General features: G+C 61.7%; 18 protein-coding genes and 1 pseudogene. 10 read left to right on the top strand and 9 right to left on the bottom strand.

The genetic code is table 11. The features are described from left to right. Nucleotides 1-94 precede the first annotated feature (94 nt). Together dnaA and rpsT are read right to left on the bottom strand one after the other, a co-directional pair. Nucleotides 95-1,477 (bottom strand): chromosomal replication initiator protein DnaA, encoded by a 1,383-nt coding sequence (gene dnaA, locus E0501_RS17095; protein ID WP_137702610.1) that lies wholly within the window; start codon nucleotides 1,475-1,477, stop codon nucleotides 95-97. 520 nt (nucleotides 1,478-1,997) lie between these two features. Further along, nucleotides 1,998-2,261: a 30S ribosomal protein S20 gene (gene rpsT / locus E0501_RS17090; protein ID WP_137702609.1), complete on the bottom strand. Its 264-nt coding sequence runs from the start codon at nucleotides 2,259-2,261 to the stop codon at nucleotides 1,998-2,000. Nucleotides 2,262-2,513: 252 nt separating this feature from the next. On the opposite strand from rpsT, the gene E0501_RS17085 reads away from it, so the two are divergent. Beyond that, the gene (locus tag E0501_RS17085) at nucleotides 2,514-3,188 is read left to right on the top strand and encodes a hypothetical protein (RefSeq protein WP_137702608.1); all 675 of its coding nucleotides are present in this window, start codon (nucleotides 2,514-2,516) and stop codon (nucleotides 3,186-3,188) included. Here the strand turns inward: E0501_RS17085 and E0501_RS17080 are convergent. After that, nucleotides 3,159-3,887: a helix-turn-helix domain-containing protein gene (locus tag E0501_RS17080; protein WP_137702607.1), complete on the bottom strand. Its 729-nt coding sequence runs from the start codon at nucleotides 3,885-3,887 to the stop codon at nucleotides 3,159-3,161. The two genes, E0501_RS17085 and E0501_RS17080, sit on opposite strands and share 30 nt — an antisense overlap. A gap of 124 nt (nucleotides 3,888-4,011) precedes the next feature. On the opposite strand from E0501_RS17080, the gene E0501_RS17075 reads away from it, so the two are divergent. Continuing rightward, the gene (locus E0501_RS17075; protein ID WP_137702606.1) at nucleotides 4,012-4,209 is read left to right on the top strand and encodes a hypothetical protein; all 198 of its coding nucleotides are present in this window, start codon (nucleotides 4,012-4,014) and stop codon (nucleotides 4,207-4,209) included. A 51-nt stretch (nucleotides 4,210-4,260) separates the two neighbouring features. Here E0501_RS17075 and E0501_RS17070 read toward each other — a convergent pair whose 3' ends face one another. Together E0501_RS17070 and mutM are read right to left on the bottom strand one after the other, a co-directional pair. Continuing rightward, on the bottom strand, nucleotides 4,261-5,037 hold the full coding sequence (locus tag E0501_RS17070) for an enoyl-CoA hydratase (protein ID WP_137702605.1): 777 nt from the start codon (nucleotides 5,035-5,037) through the stop codon (nucleotides 4,261-4,263). A gap of 66 nt (nucleotides 5,038-5,103) precedes the next feature. After that, a complete protein-coding gene (gene mutM, locus E0501_RS17065; RefSeq protein WP_137702604.1) occupies nucleotides 5,104-5,955 on the bottom strand; it encodes a bifunctional DNA-formamidopyrimidine glycosylase/DNA-(apurinic or apyrimidinic site) lyase in 852 nt (283 codons plus the stop codon). Nucleotides 5,956-6,052: 97 nt separating this feature from the next. On the opposite strand from mutM, the gene ubiE reads away from it, so the two are divergent. The 5 genes from ubiE (at nucleotide 6,053) to E0501_RS17040 (ending at nucleotide 12,286) form a co-directional block, all read left to right on the top strand. Beyond that, nucleotides 6,053-6,796, top strand: a complete 744-nt coding sequence (gene ubiE, locus E0501_RS17060; RefSeq protein WP_137702603.1) for a bifunctional demethylmenaquinone methyltransferase/2-methoxy-6-polyprenyl-1,4-benzoquinol methylase UbiE — start codon at nucleotides 6,053-6,055, stop codon at nucleotides 6,794-6,796. Continuing rightward, the gene (gene ubiB, locus E0501_RS17055; protein WP_137702602.1) at nucleotides 6,793-8,325 is read left to right on the top strand and encodes a 2-polyprenylphenol 6-hydroxylase; all 1,533 of its coding nucleotides are present in this window, start codon (nucleotides 6,793-6,795) and stop codon (nucleotides 8,323-8,325) included. Before ubiE ends, ubiB begins: the two co-directional genes overlap by 4 nt. Nucleotides 8,326-8,511: 186 nt before the next feature. Continuing rightward, complete coding sequence (locus E0501_RS17050) at nucleotides 8,512-10,593, top strand: YjbH domain-containing protein (RefSeq protein ID WP_235857890.1); 2,082 nt, start codon at nucleotides 8,512-8,514, stop codon at nucleotides 10,591-10,593. Then, complete coding sequence (locus E0501_RS17045) at nucleotides 10,590-11,264, top strand: YjbF family lipoprotein (RefSeq protein ID WP_137702600.1); 675 nt, start codon at nucleotides 10,590-10,592, stop codon at nucleotides 11,262-11,264. Before E0501_RS17050 ends, E0501_RS17045 begins: the two co-directional genes overlap by 4 nt. Before the next feature lie 17 nt (nucleotides 11,265-11,281). Further along, nucleotides 11,282-12,286 (top strand): NAD-dependent epimerase/dehydratase family protein, encoded by a 1,005-nt coding sequence (locus tag E0501_RS17040; protein WP_137702599.1) that lies wholly within the window; start codon nucleotides 11,282-11,284, stop codon nucleotides 12,284-12,286. 80 nt (nucleotides 12,287-12,366) lie between these two features. Here E0501_RS17040 and E0501_RS17035 read toward each other — a convergent pair whose 3' ends face one another. The 4 genes from E0501_RS17035 to E0501_RS17020 all read right to left on the bottom strand — a co-directional run bounded on the left by E0501_RS17035 (nucleotide 12,367) and on the right by E0501_RS17020 (nucleotide 16,109). Further along, nucleotides 12,367-12,663 (bottom strand): hypothetical protein, encoded by a 297-nt coding sequence (locus tag E0501_RS17035; protein ID WP_137702598.1) that lies wholly within the window; start codon nucleotides 12,661-12,663, stop codon nucleotides 12,367-12,369. 240 nt (nucleotides 12,664-12,903) lie between these two features. Then, nucleotides 12,904-13,779, bottom strand: a complete 876-nt coding sequence (locus tag E0501_RS17030) for a phosphotransferase family protein (RefSeq protein ID WP_137702597.1) — start codon at nucleotides 13,777-13,779, stop codon at nucleotides 12,904-12,906. Nucleotides 13,780-13,856: 77 nt separating this feature from the next. Further along, the gene (locus tag E0501_RS17025) at nucleotides 13,857-14,534 is read right to left on the bottom strand and encodes a flagellar hook capping FlgD N-terminal domain-containing protein (RefSeq protein WP_137702596.1); all 678 of its coding nucleotides are present in this window, start codon (nucleotides 14,532-14,534) and stop codon (nucleotides 13,857-13,859) included. Between the two features lie 12 nt (nucleotides 14,535-14,546). Next, nucleotides 14,547-16,109, bottom strand: a complete 1,563-nt coding sequence (locus E0501_RS17020; protein WP_137702595.1) for a flagellar hook-length control protein FliK — start codon at nucleotides 16,107-16,109, stop codon at nucleotides 14,547-14,549. A 136-nt stretch (nucleotides 16,110-16,245) separates the two neighbouring features. On the opposite strand from E0501_RS17020, the gene E0501_RS17015 reads away from it, so the two are divergent. From E0501_RS17015 to E0501_RS17005, 3 genes and pseudogenes are all read left to right on the top strand, one after another. Next, complete coding sequence (locus E0501_RS17015) at nucleotides 16,246-16,515, top strand: rod-binding protein (RefSeq protein WP_235857907.1); 270 nt, start codon at nucleotides 16,246-16,248, stop codon at nucleotides 16,513-16,515. Beyond that, the gene (locus E0501_RS17010) at nucleotides 16,505-16,864 is read left to right on the top strand and encodes a hypothetical protein (RefSeq protein WP_137702594.1); all 360 of its coding nucleotides are present in this window, start codon (nucleotides 16,505-16,507) and stop codon (nucleotides 16,862-16,864) included. Before E0501_RS17015 ends, E0501_RS17010 begins: the two co-directional genes overlap by 11 nt. A gap of 230 nt (nucleotides 16,865-17,094) precedes the next feature. Further along, nucleotides 17,095-17,265: pseudogene (locus E0501_RS17005) on the top strand (flagellar type III secretion system pore protein FliP); the annotation flags it as partial. Nucleotides 17,266-17,286 lie beyond the last annotated feature (21 nt).

Genomic DNA, 17,286 nt, shown 5'->3' with positions numbered 1-17,286 from the left:
CTGCTGCACAAGTATTTTCTTGGTTTTCGGGTCTATCGGGGCAGAGGTCAAGGGCCGGCGCGCCCGCTGGCGCGGGCAGGCGGGCGGTTTTGCATCAGGCTTCGAGCGCGCGGCGCAGAAGCTCGATATCTTCCTCGATCTGGGCGTCCTGGCTGCGCAGTTCCTCGATCCGGCGGACACCGTGCATGACAGTGGTGTGATCACGCCCGCCGAAGCGGCGGCCGATTTCGGGCAGCGAGCGCGAGGTCAGCTGCTTGCACAGATACATCGCCACCTGGCGCGGGCGGGCGAAGGTGCGCACGCGCTTGGGCCCGATCATGTCGGAGAGGCGGATGTTGTAGTGCTCGGAGACCTTGCGCTGGATTTCCTCGACCGTGATCTTGCGTTCGGAGGCGCGCAGGATGTCGGCGAGGCAGTCCTGCGCCAGTTCGAGCGTGATTTCACGGCCGACAAGCGAGGCGAAGGCGAAGAGCCGGGTGAGCGCGCCTTCGAGCACGCGGACATTGGTCGAGATGCGATGCGCGAGAAATTCGAGCACGCCGTCGGCGAGCACGAGATCGGGATATTGAGCGCGCTGGATGTCGACCTTGGATTGCAGGATGCCGAGGCGCAGTTCGTAATCGGTGGGATGCAGATCGACCACGAGACCGCATTGCAGGCGGCTCTTGATGCGGTCTTCGAGATCCTTGATTTCACCCGGCGCGCGGTCGGCGGAAATGACGATCTGGCGGTTCTGGTCGACGAGCGCGTTGAAGGTGTGGAAAAATTCCTCTTGCGTGGAGTCCTTGCCGGCGATGAATTGCACATCATCGACCATCAGCACGTCGACCGAGCGGAACAGTTCCTTGAAATCCATCATCTTGCGGTCGCGCAGCGCCTGCACGAAGCGATACATGAACTGTTCGGCCGAGAGGTAGAGTACGTTGAGATCGGGGCGGCGGGCCTGGAGCTCGTGTGCGATGGCGTGCATCAGGTGGGTCTTGCCGAGACCGACGCCGCCATAGAGGAAGAGCGGGTTGAAGGTGACCGGGCCGCCTTCGGCAACGCGTTTCGCCGCGGCATGGGCCAGTTCGTTCGGTTTGCCGACGACGAAGCTGTCGAAGGTGAAGCGCGGATCGAGCGGCGCGGCAGGAAGGATATCATCACGCGCTGCGTTGGCGGTGACTGCCGGTGCCGCGGTCTGAGCTGGGGCGGTCCCGTTATTGGCCGCGGGTTTGGCGGGGGCGGCCGCCTGGCCGGTGCCCACGCGGAAACGGATCCGGCGCACATCGGCGCCGGAGGCCGACATCTGATAGAGGATCACATCGCCGAAATTCTGGCTGACATAGTTGCCGAGGAAGCTGGTGGGCACCTGGAAGGTGGCGACGCCGTCGGTGAGGTTGTCGAAGGTCAGCGGCTCGATCCAATTGGTGAAGTTGTTCTTCCCGACCGTTTTCAAGAGAGCCTGCTGAACCTGTCCCCATTCTTCTTGCGTCATCTGTCCCCGATCCACGTCTAATAGCCCCAATCCAACCCTGATCACAAGGGGCACCATATCGCAGCCCCACCACACGAAACCCCTGACTGACAACAGCAACCGCGCACACTGCAAGGCATACAGTGCTGTTGTGATGTCCAGAACGGACCAGCCAAAGGTATGGACACATCTCCGCATCTTTGCACCGACTGTCCCCATTCGGCGCCGCAGACGCTGTGACCCGTCTGCGAGATATCGGACAATGCAGTGCGCAAAATGCGCATTCGAATTGCAGCTTTCCGTCCCGGTTTTCAGGGCTGGAAATGCAGTCCGGACAGCTTGTCCCCCCAACGGCGATGTGACTCGCAGGAGGGAAATTAGCAACATCGAAAGCGGCGGGGCAACGAAACTTCGCGCTTGACTCGGCCTTTTCTGAAAAAGAATCTCCTAAAGCCTTAAAACCCAATGAAATAAGGGCTTCGACAAAAAAGGGCGCTGCCAGCGGCGCGCCCCTTTTCAATCGAATTTCGGGTTCCCGACCTTAGCCGAGAGCTTTGACCCGTGCCGCGAGGCGCGACATTTTGCGCGAAGCGGTGTTCTTGTGGAAGATGCCTTTGGTGACGCCGCGCATCAGTTCGGGCTGAGCTGCGCGCAGGGCTGCCTGTGCGGCATCCTTGTCGCCGGATGCGATAGCCTCTTCGACCTTGCGCAGGAAGGTGCGGATGCGCGAACGGCGGGCTTTGTTGATTGCAAAACGGCGCTCGTTCTGGCGGGCGCGTTTCTTGGACTGGGGCGTATTTGCCATGGTGTCAGGGCCTTTGTCTGGTTCGGTTCATTTTCACTGCGTGACAATGCCCGAAAGGGCCCCGGCGTCGTCCGGGTGATTCTTGCCAAAGCGGGCATCACACGCATGTCTGGGGCGCTTAATACGCATTTGTGGGGAAAATGCAATTGGCAATGCGCCTGCAGCATTTGCCCGCGAACCGCGATACGGCTGGCGCGACCGCCCCCTGTTGTGTTAGCGATGCAATCAAAACGTGCGTGGGGCGCGGGCAGTATGATCCAGAAGGACCTGATCGTTCAATCATCGGCGATCCTGAAACGCCTGAGCGAGGCGGGTTACGATTTCGAGGTCGAGGATGATTTCGACGCGGTGATCGAGTGGAACCGCAAATCGAACCGGGTGCGCCCGCAGCACCCAATGATTTCGCCGATGCGCAACGATTATACCCGCGGAACCGCGTTCTGGACCTTTCTGCTGAAGGATGGCGAAAGGTTGGGCGCGCTGGGCGCACGGTTCATAGACCTGCGGGGCGAGCCCCTGGACCGCTACATCAGGCGCACGGCGAAGGCCCAGTTCGGCAATGGCGAGGACGTGATCGAGAGCATCGCCCCGGTGATGAGCGAATTGATCGGCGGTCGGATTGTGGTCTTCGGGGATCTGTTCATTCGTGAAAACGCGCGGGGGAACGCGCGGGTTCTGGCGGCTTATTCGCGGCTTTCGATGATCCTGGCGGGGATGGAGTGGCCCGATTTCGACTGGATGTTCGCCTATATCGCGCGTGAGCACCTGCGCCTGTCCGACCTGTACGGGTTCACCTATCGGCTGCCGCGGGTCATCATCTGGCGCAAACCCTACCCGGAAGGGCGCGATGACAGCCATATGCTGGTCGCGATCCCGGCCTGTGATTTCCGGCACCTGCTAGCGACGGGGGAAATGAGTAAGTTTTGAGAACAGAAGGATGAAGAGCTGCCCCGTGTCGTCAGTGACCGGTGCGAGCAACCGACGGTAGGTACCCGAGACCCGCACGCCGCCCAGTTCGGAATCGACCTTGCGATCGGAAATCAGATAGGGGTGATTGACCACCTCGGTATGCGCCTGCAGGATTTCCTGCTGAACTTCGGGATCGAAGCTTAGAAATACCTCTTCATAGGTATTGGTTTCGAGCAGGCGATAGTATTTCGCGGACAGACTGTCAGCGCCGATCCAATAGGGGCGGGGAACGGTTTCACCCGGTTCACACGGGTAGTAGAGATTGAGCTTGTTGATCAGCCATTCATGGTTCTGAAGCCGGTTGTCATTCGCCATCAGCCAGTCGAGCACGTCGTCGGTGCCGATGACCTGTCCGGCCTCCGATGCGGCGGCTTCGTGCTCGGCTATGCGTTCGGAAAGCGCGTTGGCGGATTCGGCCTCGGCGTCGGTGGCGGCGTCGGCGGGTGCGACCGAGAGAGAGGGGCGGGCTTCGGCGAAATAGGCGAGCGGCAGATTGAGCGTGGCTGCTAGCGACTCGACCGTGCGGAAGGGGATTTCACGGCCCTTGCGGATTTGCGAATGCAGTGTCGAATAGTTGAGTCCCGCACGCTTGCAGGCCCGCGAGAGCGACAGCCCGCGTGACTTGCATGCTCGCACTATGGTTTCGCCAAGCGACATGACCCTCAGAAAATCGACATATGCGTAAAGACCTGATCGAGATTTGACACGTGGAGGGAAGCTGGTCAACTCATACGTGTGACCGATCCGCAGGCGCGGCAATTCAAACAGTGAGGCAAGGGTAATGATCAAGGGACGGGTTGACGAAATTTTGCAGGAGCAGGACGCGACGCGTCAGCTTGCCTTGTCCCGACAGTTGCGCGCAAAGATCTGGGCGGCGCTGAGCGAGGATGATCGCGCCAAGCTGCGCGGGGCCGGCGTGGATGTCGACATGTTGAGAGCACGGTTGCGGCTTGTCGATCACGGAACTGCGCCAAGTTAGAACGCCCGACCGCGAGGGCCGGGCGTTTTCCATGGTCCTGCAACGGCGTGATCAGCGGTCGCGGAACTGGGGCTCGCGTTTTTCCATGAAGGCGGCCATGCCTTCCTTCTGGTCTTCGGTGGCGAAGAGAGAGTGGAAAACGCGGCGCTCGAAGAGCAGGCCTTCACGCAGCGTGGTCTCGTAGGAGCGGTTCACCGCTTCCTTGACGGCCATGACGGTGATCATGCTTTTCTCGGCGATCTTCTGGGCTGCGGCCATGGTTTCCTTCATCAGGTCCTTGGCGGGCACGACGCGGCTGACAAGGCCTGCGCGCTCGGCCTCGTCGGCGTCCATGAAGCGGCCGGTGAGGTTCATGTCCATCGCCTTCGACTTGCCGATGAAACGGGTCAGGCGCTGGGTGCCGCCGAGACCGGCCATGACGCCGAGGTTGATCTCGGGCTGGCCGAACTTGGCCGTGTCGGCGGCGATGATGAAATCGCACTGCATGGCAAGCTCGCAGCCGCCGCCGAGGGCATAGCCGGCCACGGCGCCGATCACAGGTTTGCGCACCCGAAGCATGGTTTCGGTTTCCGGCGTGAAGAGATCCTCGCAGAACACGTCCGTGAAGCTTTTCTCGCTCATCATCTTGATGTCGGCGCCGGCGGCAAAGGCTTTCTCGCTGCCGGTCAGAACGATGCAGCGCACCTTGTCGTTTTCCTGTGCCTCGGTCATCGCCTGGGCCAGTTCGCGAAGAAGCTGATCGTTCAGGGCGTTCAGCGCATCGGGGCGGTTCAGACGGATGAGGCAGATGTGGTCTTCTACTTCGACGATGATCGTCTCATAGGCCATTGGGAATTCGCTTTCGCTTGTTTCGCATGAGTGGGACTCATTACCACTGTGAAATCACGGATCAAGCTATCTTTGACATTTCGGGCAGTAGTAGGTGGAGCGGCCCGATTGCACGATCCGGCGGATTGTTCCGGTGCAGCCGGGGGTCTTGCAGGGCTCGCCTTCGCGGTCGTAGACATCGAAATTGTGCTGGAAATAGCCCAACTCACCATCGGTCTGGCGGAAGTCGCGCAGAGAGGAGCCGCCGGCGGCGATGGCGTCCTGCAGAACCTGGCGGATAACGGGAACAAGGGCGGCGACGCGTTTGGCCGAGATGCGCCCGGCCTTTCGCGTTGGCGCTATATGGGCGCGGAAGAGCGCCTCGCAGACATATATGTTGCCCAGGCCGGCGACGATGCTCTGATCGAGAAGGGCGGCCTTGATCGGTGTGTTCCTGCCCTTGAGGGCGGTGACGAGATATTCCTCGTTGAAGGTATTGCCCAGAGGTTCGGGGCCGAGTTTCGCCAAGAGCGGGTGCTGGTCGGCCTGATCTGTGGGCACGAGATCCATCGCACCGAAGCGGCGCGGATCGTTGAAGGTGATGCGGGCGCCGTTCTCCATATCGAGGATGACGTGATCGTGCTTTTCTTGCGGGGGGTGATCATGGACAAATTGCCCCAGCGGGTCGCCTGAGACGGTCATGCGGCCGGACATGCCAAGGTGAATCAGCAGGGATTCGCCATTGTCCAGATCCGCGAGGATGTATTTGGACCGCCGCCGCAGGCGCAGGACGGTGCGGCCGGTCAGGCGTTGGACGAAGTTTTCGGGAAACGGCCAACGCAGGTCGGGGCGGTTGACCGCCGCATGGACGATTTTCTGCCCCTCCATCGACGGGGCAAGACCACGGCGGACCGTTTCAACCTCGGGCAGTTCGGGCATCGACCCTCTTTCGACGTCACCGGGGCGCATTGTGCGCCCGTCGCGCCCCGTATAAGAGGGAGCGGACGACGAAACGGCAAGGCTTTACGCTGCGATCATGACCGAGAAAACCACGCATTTCGGATTTCAGGACATACCCGAGGATGAAAAGGCCGGACGGGTGCAGGGGGTGTTCGGTTCGGTGGCGTCGAAATACGACGTGATGAACGATGCGATGTCCTTCGGCATACACCGCGTCTGGAAGGATGCGATGATGGACTGGCTGGCGCCGCGGCCGGGCCAGCGGCTGCTGGACGTGGCTGGCGGCACCGGCGACATCTCGTTCCGGTTCCTGAAGCGGGCTGGACATGGGCATGCCACGGTACTGGACCTGACCGAGCCGATGCTGGTGGAAGGCCGCAAACGCGCGGAAGCGGCGCAGATGGCCGAGAGCCTGGACTGGGTGGTGGGCGACGCGATGGCGCTGCCTTTTGCCGACAACACTTTTGACGTCTACACGATCAGTTTCGGCATCCGGAACGTGACCCGCCCACAAGAAGCGCTGAACGAAGCGTTTCGTGTGCTGAAACCCGGCGGGCGGCTGATGGTGCTGGAGTTCAGTCAGATCCCCAACGATCTGATGCAGAAGGTCTATGACCTTTACTCCTTCAACATCATTCCGCAGATGGGCAAGGTGATCGCGAACGATCGCGAGAGCTATCAGTATCTTGTTGAATCCATTCGCAAGTTCCCGGATCAGGAAACGTTCCTTGAGATGGTGAAAGCGGCGGGGTTCGAGCAGGCGAAATACCGCAACCTGACGATGGGGATCGCCTGTCTGCATTCGGGCTGGAAGCTGTGAGAGGGCCGCACAACATTATCCGCCTGATCCGTACCGGCGCGACGCTGGAGCGGACGGGGGCGATGAAGGTGATCCTGGACGCCTATGACGCGCCGCGGCTGATGCGGGTGGTGCTGCGTGGGCTGGTCTGGCCGTTCCAGTGGCTGGGCGACAAGGGTGACAAGACGATGCCCCCGGCGACCCGGTCGCTGAGCGCACTGGGACCGGCCTATATCAAGTTCGGGCAGATCCTGAGCACCCGGCCGGACCTTGTCGGCGATGAGCTGGCCGTGCAGTTGCGCGTGCTGCAGGACAAGCTGCCGCCGTTTCCGACCGAGAAGGCCAAGATGGCAGTGCGCGATGCGCTCGCATTGCCGGTGCGCGAGGTGTTCGAGGAGTTTTCCGAACCGGTCGCCGCGGCCTCGATCGCGCAGGTGCACCGTGCACGGCTGAAGGGCACGGGCGAGGAGGTTGCCGTAAAGGTACTGCGCCCCGGGATCGAGCGGGCCTTTCAGCGCGATATCGACGCCTTCTATTTCGCCGCGGATGTGATCGAGTTCCTGAGCCCGGCATCGCGGCGATTGCGACCGCGTGACGTGATCAAGCATTTCGAAGGCGTGGTGAAGGGCGAACTGGATTTACGGCTCGAGGCGGCCTCGGCCAGCGAGTTCGCGGCGAACACGGCCAACGATGAAGGGTTCCGCCTGCCTGATGTGAAATGGGCTTTGTCGGGCCGCCGGGTGATGACGATGGGCTGGGCCGAGGGTCTGCCGCTGGGAGACAATGAGGCGCTGGAAGCGGCGGGACACGATCGCCGCGCGCTGGGCGAGCGGGTACTTCAGCTGTTCCTGAGCCACGCGTTGCGCGACGGTTTTTTCCATGCCGACATGCACCAGGGCAACCTGAAGGTCGCCGCGAATGGCGACATAATTGCCTATGATTTCGGGATCATGGGGCATATCGACGAATACACCCGCCGCGTCTACGCCGAGATCCTGTTCGGGTTCATCCAACGTGACTATAAGCGTGTGGCCGAGGTGCATTTCGAGGCGGGCTACGTGCCCGCAGACCGTGATGTCGACGAGTTTGCGCGCGCGTTGCGCGCCGTGGGGGAGCCCATTTTCGGCATGGATGCCAGCCAGATTTCGATGGGCCGGCTGCTGAGCTATCTCTTTGAAGTGACTGAACGTTTCGGAATGGAAACGCGCACTGAGCTGATCCTGCTGCAGCGCACGATGGTCGTGGTCGAGGGGGTCGCGCGGTCGCTGAGCCCGCATCTGAACATCTGGGAGGTCGCAAAGCCGATCGTCGAGGATTACATCAAGCAATCGATCGGGCCGAAGGCATTGGCCCGTGACCTGGCGAAAACGGCGCGGGTGCTGTCGAGGTTCGGGCCGCGCCTGCCCGGGCTGGTTGAGGCGATCCTGGTCCGCCAGAGCGAGCCGCCCGAAGCAGCGGGGCGCACGGGCGGGCGCCGGGTGCAGGTGCTGTGGCTGGCCGGTGGCGTGGTGCTTGGCGCCGCAGGGGCGGCAGCCGCCCTGCTGATCTGAGCCGAGCGCCAATATCCATGCAATATTGTGACACTTGCCGGTGGAGCAGTGCCGGTGGAGGATCGTGTCTGTTTTTTTCAAACAGGATTGCCTAGACTGCCGAAAACAAGTCGGAGTGGCAGGATAATGCGGGTTTTGAAGCCGGCGATTGTTGCAGGATTGGTGGTATCGATTCCGTGGACTGTTTTGGCCCAGAACCTGGTCACGACATCCAAGAACATGTACGGCACCCCGGGCGGGTTGATCGACATGCCCACCGCTGAGATGGCACACGATGGCGAGCTGTCCTCGACTGTGTCGCATTTCGGGGGCACCTCGAAGACTACCCTGACCTTTCAGATCACGCCGCGGCTGACCGGATCGTTCCGCTACTCGGCGCTGAACGAGTATCGCCCCGGACGGGGCGGGCCGAACCCCTATCCCAACGGCACCTATTACGACCGCAGTTTCGATCTGCGTTACCAGCTGTTGACCGAAGGCCAGTATCGCCCCGGCGTTGCCGTGGGTTTGCGCGACTTTATCGGCACGGGTCTTTACGGGTCGGAATACGTGGTGGCGACCAAGTCGATCGGCGATCGGTTGCGTCTGACCGGTGGTGTCGGCTGGGGCCGCCTGGGCAGTTTCAACAGCTTCGCCACGACGGGAACACGCCCCACGGGCGTGATCGGTTCGGGTGGTCTTCCGACCACGGACCGCTGGTTTCGGGGCCCGGTCGCCGGGTTCGGCGGCATCAGCTACCAGGCGACCGACCGGCTGAGCTTCAAGGCCGAGTATTCGTCGGATGCCTATCTGGAAGAGCGTGGTGGCGGCCAGGACCCGGGGTCGAACATGTTCCAGCGCAAGTCGCCCTGGAATTTCGGACTGGATTACCAGGTTAGCCGGTCCGTGAACGTGGGTGCCTATTACCTTTACGGCTCAGAAGTGGGGTTGAGCGTGACGGTGGCGCTGGATCCCAAGAGCTCTCCTGTGCCGGGCGGGGCGGACACCGCGCCATTGCCGGTAGCAATGCGACCGCGGTTTTCGGCCAGCGACCTTGGATGGAAAACGCAGCCGGGCGCCGAGGATAGCCTGCGCGCCCAGGTGGCCGAAACGCTGGCGGGCGAAGGCCTGATCCTGGAAGGCATACGCCTGGAAGGGACGCGCGCACATGTATTGCTGCGCAACACGCGATATGACGTTGAGGCGCAAGCCGTCGGCCGGGCCGCGCGCGTTCTGAGCCGGACGCTGCCGCCTTCGGTCGAAACGTTTACGATCGGGCAGACCTTCAACGGCATGCCGACCGGCGCGGTGACAATGACGCGCAGCGATGTGGAGCGCCTGGAAAACGCGCCGGCCACGGACATGTTCGAGCGCGTTACCTTTGGCGGAGATGCAGGGGCCTGGGCCGGGATGGCGCCCGAAGGCGGTTCGTATCCGAGGTTTGAATGGAGCCTTGGACCATATGCGAAGCTGAGCGTCTTTGACCCCGATAACCCCGTGAAGGCCGATATCGGCGCCCGCCTGTCGGCCGATTACCATGTCGCGCCGGGTTGGGTTTTGTCAGGTTCGGTTTCGGCGAAGATGGTCGGCAACCTGGACGATCCGCCCAGCGGGCGTTCCGGTGCAGGGCCGGGCACTTTGCCCAAGGTACGGTCGAATGCGCGACTTTATTCGATGGGTAACGATCCGCGGATCGATCACCTGACGCTGGCGCGGTACGGGCGTTTGGGCGAGGACTGGTACAGCCGGGTGACATTCGGCTACTTGGAGCAGATGTATGCCGGTATTTCCGGCGAAGTGCTGTGGAAGCCTGTCGATAGCAAGCTGGCGCTGGGCGCAGAGCTGAACTATGTCGCGCAGCGCGACTTTGACCAGCTGTTCGGCGTGCAGAATTACACCGTAGCGACGGGGCATGTATCGGCCTATTACGATTTTGGCGGCGGCTACCATGGGCAGATGGACATGGGCCGTTACCTGGCCGGGGATTGGGGGGCGACCGTGGCGCTGGACCGCGAGTTCGACAATGGCTGGCGTGTTGGCGCCTATGTGACCAAGACCAACGTATCCTCTGCGGCCTTCGGGGAAGGATCGTTCGACAAGGGCATCCGCATCACCGTGCCGCTGAGCTGGGCCACGGGCACCGCAACGCGCCGCAAGAACGACATCGTGATCCAGTCGCTCACGCGTGACGGTGGCGCACGCCTGAATGTGGATGGACGCCTTTACGAAGCCGTGCGCGATGCGCACAAACCGCAGATGGCGAAAACCTGGGGGAAATTCTGGCGATGATCGTGAAACGTAGCATTGCCGCCCTGGCAGCGTGCCTGGCTCTTGCCGCGTGCGGCAACAGGTCGGATCAGAACCAGATTTTCAAGACCTTGAGTGCGGGCTTCCTCAAGAAGGGTGACCAGCAGGGCGGTTCAGTGACGCCCGAGCAGGTGGCCATTGCGATACAGCAATCCCTGCAGGGCACTGATCTGCCCTTGGCGCTGGCGGTGATGGACAAGCGGAATGCGACTGCGATCCTGACGCGGATCGAGACCAATGGCGCCTATGGGACCTGGGGAACATCTGACCGGCGTACCATCATTTTGCGCGGTGGTCTGGTGACGGGCACGCGGGGCCTGGGAAATGATGTGATGTCTTCGGAGATCGACGCGGTTGCCGCGCTTGTTTCGGCGCGCAAAGGCGGGACCGCGACGCGGGTACAGCGGTATCTGGACGGGGAAAACCACACCGTTGCCCTGGTGGCCGAATGCACAGTCGCGCGTGGCGGTGCCAAGCACGTCAAAATCGGCGAGATCAACACCCGCGTAACCGAGATGACCGAGCGGTGTTCGGCCGGTCAGACGCAGTTCGAGAACAGCTACATGGTTGATCCCTCGGGCTATGCGGTGCAGGCGCGCCAATGGCTGAGCCCGGCGAATGGCCATATCTCCATTCAGGCGCTTCGGCGCTGAACCGGGGACAGGGCAGAATGAAACGGCGGGCGTTGGTCACCGGATCGGCGGGTTTTATCGGATTCCATTGCTGCAAGCGATTGCTGGCGGACGGGTATGAGGTGACCGGTCTCGACGCGATGACCGACTATTATGATGTCGATCTGAAGCGGGCGCGGCACGAGATCCTAAATAACAAAGGTGGGTTCCGGGCCGTCGAAGAACGTATCGAGACCCCGGGTGTTTTGCTGGACCTGATGCACGCCGAGCGCCCGGAGGTGGTAATCCACCTCGCGGCGCAGGCTGGCGTGCGCTATTCGATCGAAGCGCCGCGCAGCTATGTCGATGCCAATCTGCGCGGCACGTTCGAATTGCTGGAAGCCGCGCGCGCGGTGCCGCCCGTGCACATGTTGTTGGCGTCGACATCGTCGGTCTATGGCGCGAATGAAAAGATGCCCTATGCCGAGACGGACCGCGCCGACTGGCAGATGTCGTTCTACGCGGCGACGAAGAAGGCAACCGAGGCGATGGCGCATTCCTATGCGCATCTGTACCAACTGCCGGTCACGATGTTCCGGTTCTTCACGGTCTATGGTCCCTGGGGCCGCCCGGATATGGCGCTGTTCAAGTTCACCAAGGCCATCCTGAACGGTGATCCGATCGACATCTATAATCATGGCGATATGCGCCGCGATTTCACCTATGTTGATGACCTTGTCGAAGGCGTGCGGCGCCTGATGGACGTGGTGCCCGGTATGGGACCCACGCAAACAGGGGACAGCCTTTCACTGGTCGCGCCGTGGCGCGTTGTCAATATCGGGCATGGCGCGCCCGTGCGCCTGCTGGACTTCGTCGAGGCGATCGAAGCGGCCATTGGCAAGCCTGCCGAGCGCAACATGATGCCGATGCAGCCCGGCGATGTGCCGGCGACCTGGGCCGATGCCTCTTTGCTACATGATTTGATCGGAGAATTGCCGAAGACCGATCTGCGAACGGGCGTAAGGGCCTTCGTGGATTGGTACCGAGAATATTTCGGCGTTTGATGATCCGAAAATGAGAAACGGCGGCCCGATGGTGACCGCCGTTCCCTGAACCTTTGATCCGGGAGAAGCCCGGAGCGTGATTACGAACCGTCGCTGCTTGAAATGGCTGCTACCGCCGATACCACCACGACCGCCACTGCAATGGTAGCACCTGCGCCCAAGCCACCAATCAAGGGAATGCTGCCCTGAGTGGAAACGAATGGGTCGTTCTTGGTCTCTGCTGCAACCGGTGCAGCGGTGACAGCGGCGAATGCAGCGGCTGCTGCGATAACCGAAAGCTTTTTCATAATTCTCTCCAAACCGTTATTGGCCCGACCGAAGCCGGAGCAATCACAGCGAATATTGCACAGAAAGACCAGTGTTGGAATATCTTTCATGAAGATCGTCCGGATAAATGCACGGGTGCATAAAATAGCATCGAGTCGGCGCAAGACTCTGAAACGACACATCATTCTTGTGAATTTGCACAGTTGGGAATGCGCAACACTCTGAGGAAAAAGGCTTCGGTCCGCGGTTGGGGCCGATTGAGCGATCAAACGGAGCCTGGCGCGGGCTGACGGCTCAGCAGCAGGGTTCGCGCGTTCAGTCGAAGTCGCCGAACCGCAGCCCCTTCATGTTCAGGCGCCAAAGGCTGCCTGCTCCAGGACAAAAGCCCGACGGTAATCCATAGCGCCATTCGCCACGCGCCACAGGCAGTAGGCCGCCATGCGAAGGTGGAACCAGGGGGCCAGGGATTTGTATCGTTTCACCGTTTCGGGGTCGTCGTAGGCATCCTGAAAACGAGCGATCTGGTCCGGGGTCAACGGCGCGCCGCGGTAGACCTGTTGCATGGCCGGTGAGAGAAAAACCGCGAGATCGTGCACCGGATCACCAACTGCCGGGCATTGCCAGTCGATCAGCGTGACGCCGGTATGCGATACGATGATGTTTCCCGGTACGCAATCGCCATGCAGAAGACGGGATTCGCTCGAACGGTCTGGCCCGCCTGCGGGAATGAGCGCGCTCAGCGTGGTGCTGTCTTGGGATGGGCAAAGTGACAGAATACGCCTTGTCTGACGGACAAGCGCGGCGGCACCATCGGCCGCGTGGGGCAGACCATGCGGGACGGGTTGATCATGAAGCCTGCGCAGGGCGCGTGCGACCGGTTCGGGATTCTCTGACCATGATGCGCCGTCGACATGGGAATAGACGATTACCTGGCCAAGGGGCGTTGCCTTTGCGGCGATGAGGCGCGGGGCGAGTCCGGTACCAGCCAGATGCGTGAGCAGTTGAGCCTCGGCCGTCGGTGTGTTGGGAAAAAGCGGGTTGTCATCGGAAGCCGCGAAGAGTTTGACCACGCAGGTTTTGCCGTTTGCCTGAACACGCCAGAGACGGTTGCTGCGCCCGCCTGAAAGTGGAACCCAACAATCAGGATCACCGAAGAGGCCAAGCGACGCGAGGTGCTGGCGCAATTGGGCCTCGATGGTCCGGTGAGGGGTGGGCGGGTTCACCATCACAAGCGCAGATTCCGGAATGGGCAGACTCCAAAGACCTGTCGGGCTTACGCGAGCGGTGGTGAGCCTTCAAGACCTTAGCCCGGGTCGCGCAGGGCCGAAACTTCGGAGGAGGTGACCTGAACGCCGCCGGCCAGGACGAGCGTGGTGGTGCCGGCGTTGTTCTGGGCTTCGATCACGCGTCCGTAGGTTTGAACCGGAGAGGTTGCGACGATCTCTCCGTTTGCTTGGTGTTCGACCTCGAACCGGTAGAGGCCGGAAGGCAGTGGCGCGCCGTCGCCGCTGACGCCGGCCCAGGTGACGGGATCACCCGAGATGTCGATGGGCATGCGCTGGACCTCGGAGCCATCTGTATCGCGCACCACGAGCGAAGCGGTATCGGCAAGCCTGTTGGCCGGTGGGTAAAGCGTGATTGGTGCGCCATCGAAATGGGCGGGCGCGGTGGTGCGTGCCTCCATGCCGACCCAGCTGGCGAGTTGTGTCATGCCGCTATCGCTCATCCGCTCGAGAAGTCCGTTCAGCAGGTCATTGGTCAGCACCTGTTGCTCGACCGAGGAGAATGTGGCGAGCTGAACCGCGTAGTCCGAGCTGTCGATCGGGTTGAGCGGGTCCTGGTTTTGCATCTGGACGGTCAGCATTTCGAGGAAAGTCTGGAAATCCGAGCTGATCTTGGGTTTTGCGGCACTGGCCTGGGCTGCGGATTGTGCGGCGGCTTGTGCGGCGGCGCCGGCAAGCGGTTGAATGGCATCGGTCATGGGGTGTCCTGTTCAGAGGCGAATGTCGAGTTCGGCGGTAGCGGATTGCTGGCGTGCGGCGGGATCCGGGTGGCCGGATGCTGGCGGGCGATCCGGCTCTTCCGGGTCGATCGGCTTGGTCGCGACTTCTGCGGTGCCGTCGGAATCGCGTTGCGCGCCATGGCCGAAATCAAAGCTGATATCGTCATAGCCGATCTGTTTGAATTCAGTGCTGAGCAAGGCGATATGCCGACGTAGCAGATCGAGTGTTTCTCCGCGATCCGCCAGAATGCTGACAGAGATCGACGTATCGGTCTGCACCATCGTCATGCGCACGCGGCCAAGTTCGACCGGGTCGAGTTGTATCTCGGTTGGCCGAGACGACAGCCTGGCGGCGGCCTCGGTGATCTGGGCCGCGATCTGACGGGCAAGACCGGGATGTGAGGCGGGATCGGCCCTTGCGGTCGGTGCCGCCTGTGGCGGGACGGGATCGCGCAGCGAGTCAAGCGGCGTGTCGGGCCTGAGCAGGGCCTCGGCCTCGGTGGGTTGAGCAGGGCGCAGGGTGGGCTGTGTGGGCTGAGCTGTAGCGTTACCTGCCGCCGGTTGCCCTGCGAGCCGTGCCCGGGCCCGGCCGGGTTCGGCCAGCTGCGGAGGCGTCAGCGCATGATCGGGGGGCAGAGAAGGCACAGGTTGCGTGGCCTCACGCGCCTGCGGCGATGTCAACGTTGGAACCGGGCCCGGCATGGCCTGCGCCGGTGCAGGGGGCGGCCCGAGAGGTATGTCCGCCCGCGACGGCGAAACCGGTGCTGAAGTGGCTGCCGAAGGCCGGGTCTGCCGGGCGTCGTGCCCGAAGTCCGGACCGGACGGCGGTGGCGACTTCGGGTCTGCCGCCGATGTGCCTTGCCTGTTAGACATGGATGGCGCAGCGAATGCCTGGAAATTCGCTGTCGGCGAAAACTCGGGCCCGCTCTTGTGCGAGAGGGCGTGCTGGGGCAGGGACGTACCGGCCGCGGTTTTAGCCTGAGCAGGCGAAGCCGGCAAAACGCGAAGCCGTATGTCGTTGGGTGCGTCATGCTTGAGGATGGCAGTTGCGGAGGCGGGCAAACTGGTTTTGTCGATTTGCGGCGGCCGCGCGCCTTGCACCTGGGATTGCGGAGAAGAAAACCTCCGCCCGTCGGAGTGGAGCATAAGCCCGGCATGGTCCCGGGGGGGCTCGAAAGCGCGAGGTGTCGCCGGAGTAGGTCGTGCCGGTGCTCCGAACGCCATATCCGGTTCTGCTGCGTCTGAAGACAGGCGCGTTTCCCTTTCCCGATCGGCATGCGCTGGTGCGGCGATGTCGGCCGTGCCCGCTTCGGGCGATGGTTCCGACGCGAGATTGCCGGTGCCGGTCTTTCCGTCATCGGCTTCCTCCTCCGCTTCGGCAGTGGCAGGAGCGTTGGCCTGATCGCCCGATTTCGGGTCTTCGGCAAGTATCATGCTAAAAACGGTGGCGAAGGCCACGTTTGCGTTTTCGCCCTCGATCGTGGGCGTTTCGGGTTTGGTAGCTGAAGCAGGATGTGCTTTCGTCGGGAAATGAAGCGCAGGGAGTTCTGGCATATCGGCCTCGGGAATTCTTCTGGTCAGATCCGAGTATTCCGCAACACGATTACCGGTTCTTTACCGTTGTCTGCGTAAATCGGGAAAACTGCATCGAATTGGAGATTTTCCCGTGACCGAGATTTCATCACTCTCCGTGGCGAATACTCAAAGGCAGGCGCCGGACACGGCAAGGCATGCGGCGCTGCGCGACGCGGCCCGCAAACTCGAAGCCGCATTCCTGGCGGAAATGCTGGAGTCGGCCGGCGTCGGAAAACCAAGTGAAAGTTTTGGCGGAGGAGCCGGAGAGGAGCAGTTTACCTCGTTCCTGCGACAGGCGCAGGCGGAGGAGATGGTGAAATCCGGCGGCATCGGACTGGCCGAGTCGCTCTATCACGCACTGAAGGAGAGACAGAATGACCACTGAAACCGCAATGCAATCAATCGAGGCGCTGGAGGCGCTTCTGGAGCGCGAGCGCCGCGCACTGCTGAAGGGCGACCTCGATACCCTTGTCGGGTTGCTTGATGAAAAGCGCACCCTGATCGAGACGCTGAGCGAGGATAGCTCGGCTGATGGTGCCGAGTTGCAGCCCTTGCGGGAAAAGGCCGCGCAAAATCAGGTGCTTTTCGACAGCGCACTGGAGGGCATCCGCAGCGTGGCGCAGCGGATGAGCGCATTGCACAGAATCCGCAGATCGCTGGAGACCTACGACGAAACCGGGCGGAAGACGACAATCGACACCCTGAGGCAGGGCGAAATGGAAAAGCGGGCCTGAGAGGCGGTTCGATGTAATACGCTTCAAATGCCGAACAGAAGGGGAGGACGATTTAGGACTACGTTAGGACATATGCGCACAAGGTGGTCTTGCATCCTGAACCGGATGGCGCCGCCTGGCCGATGCCAGCGCTGCACGCGTCAGAACGACATTGGATCCGTCCCGAAAGTGGGCGGGATGTGTAACGGGTGCAAAGCATCCACTGACCAAAGGAAAAATGCAATATCCCTATCTTTCTACCTTTCCTGATCATCGATCTGATCGTCGCGGCAATCCTCATGTCGATGGGTATGATGATGGTGCCCCCGGCGATTGTGTCTCTGCCATTCAAACTGTCCTTTTTCGTTTTGGCCGATGGCTGGAGCTTGATCGCAGGTAGTCTGGTCAGAAGCTATTTCTGACGATCAGCGCCAAGTTCGCAC

Origin of the sequence: Marimonas lutisalis (assembly GCF_005434965.1) — a bacterium.
GTDB lineage: Bacteria > Pseudomonadota > Alphaproteobacteria > Rhodobacterales > Rhodobacteraceae > Marimonas_A > Marimonas_A lutisalis.
Note: the sequence above shows the minus strand (reverse complement) of the source record. Positions and strands in the feature narration are given on the sequence as shown.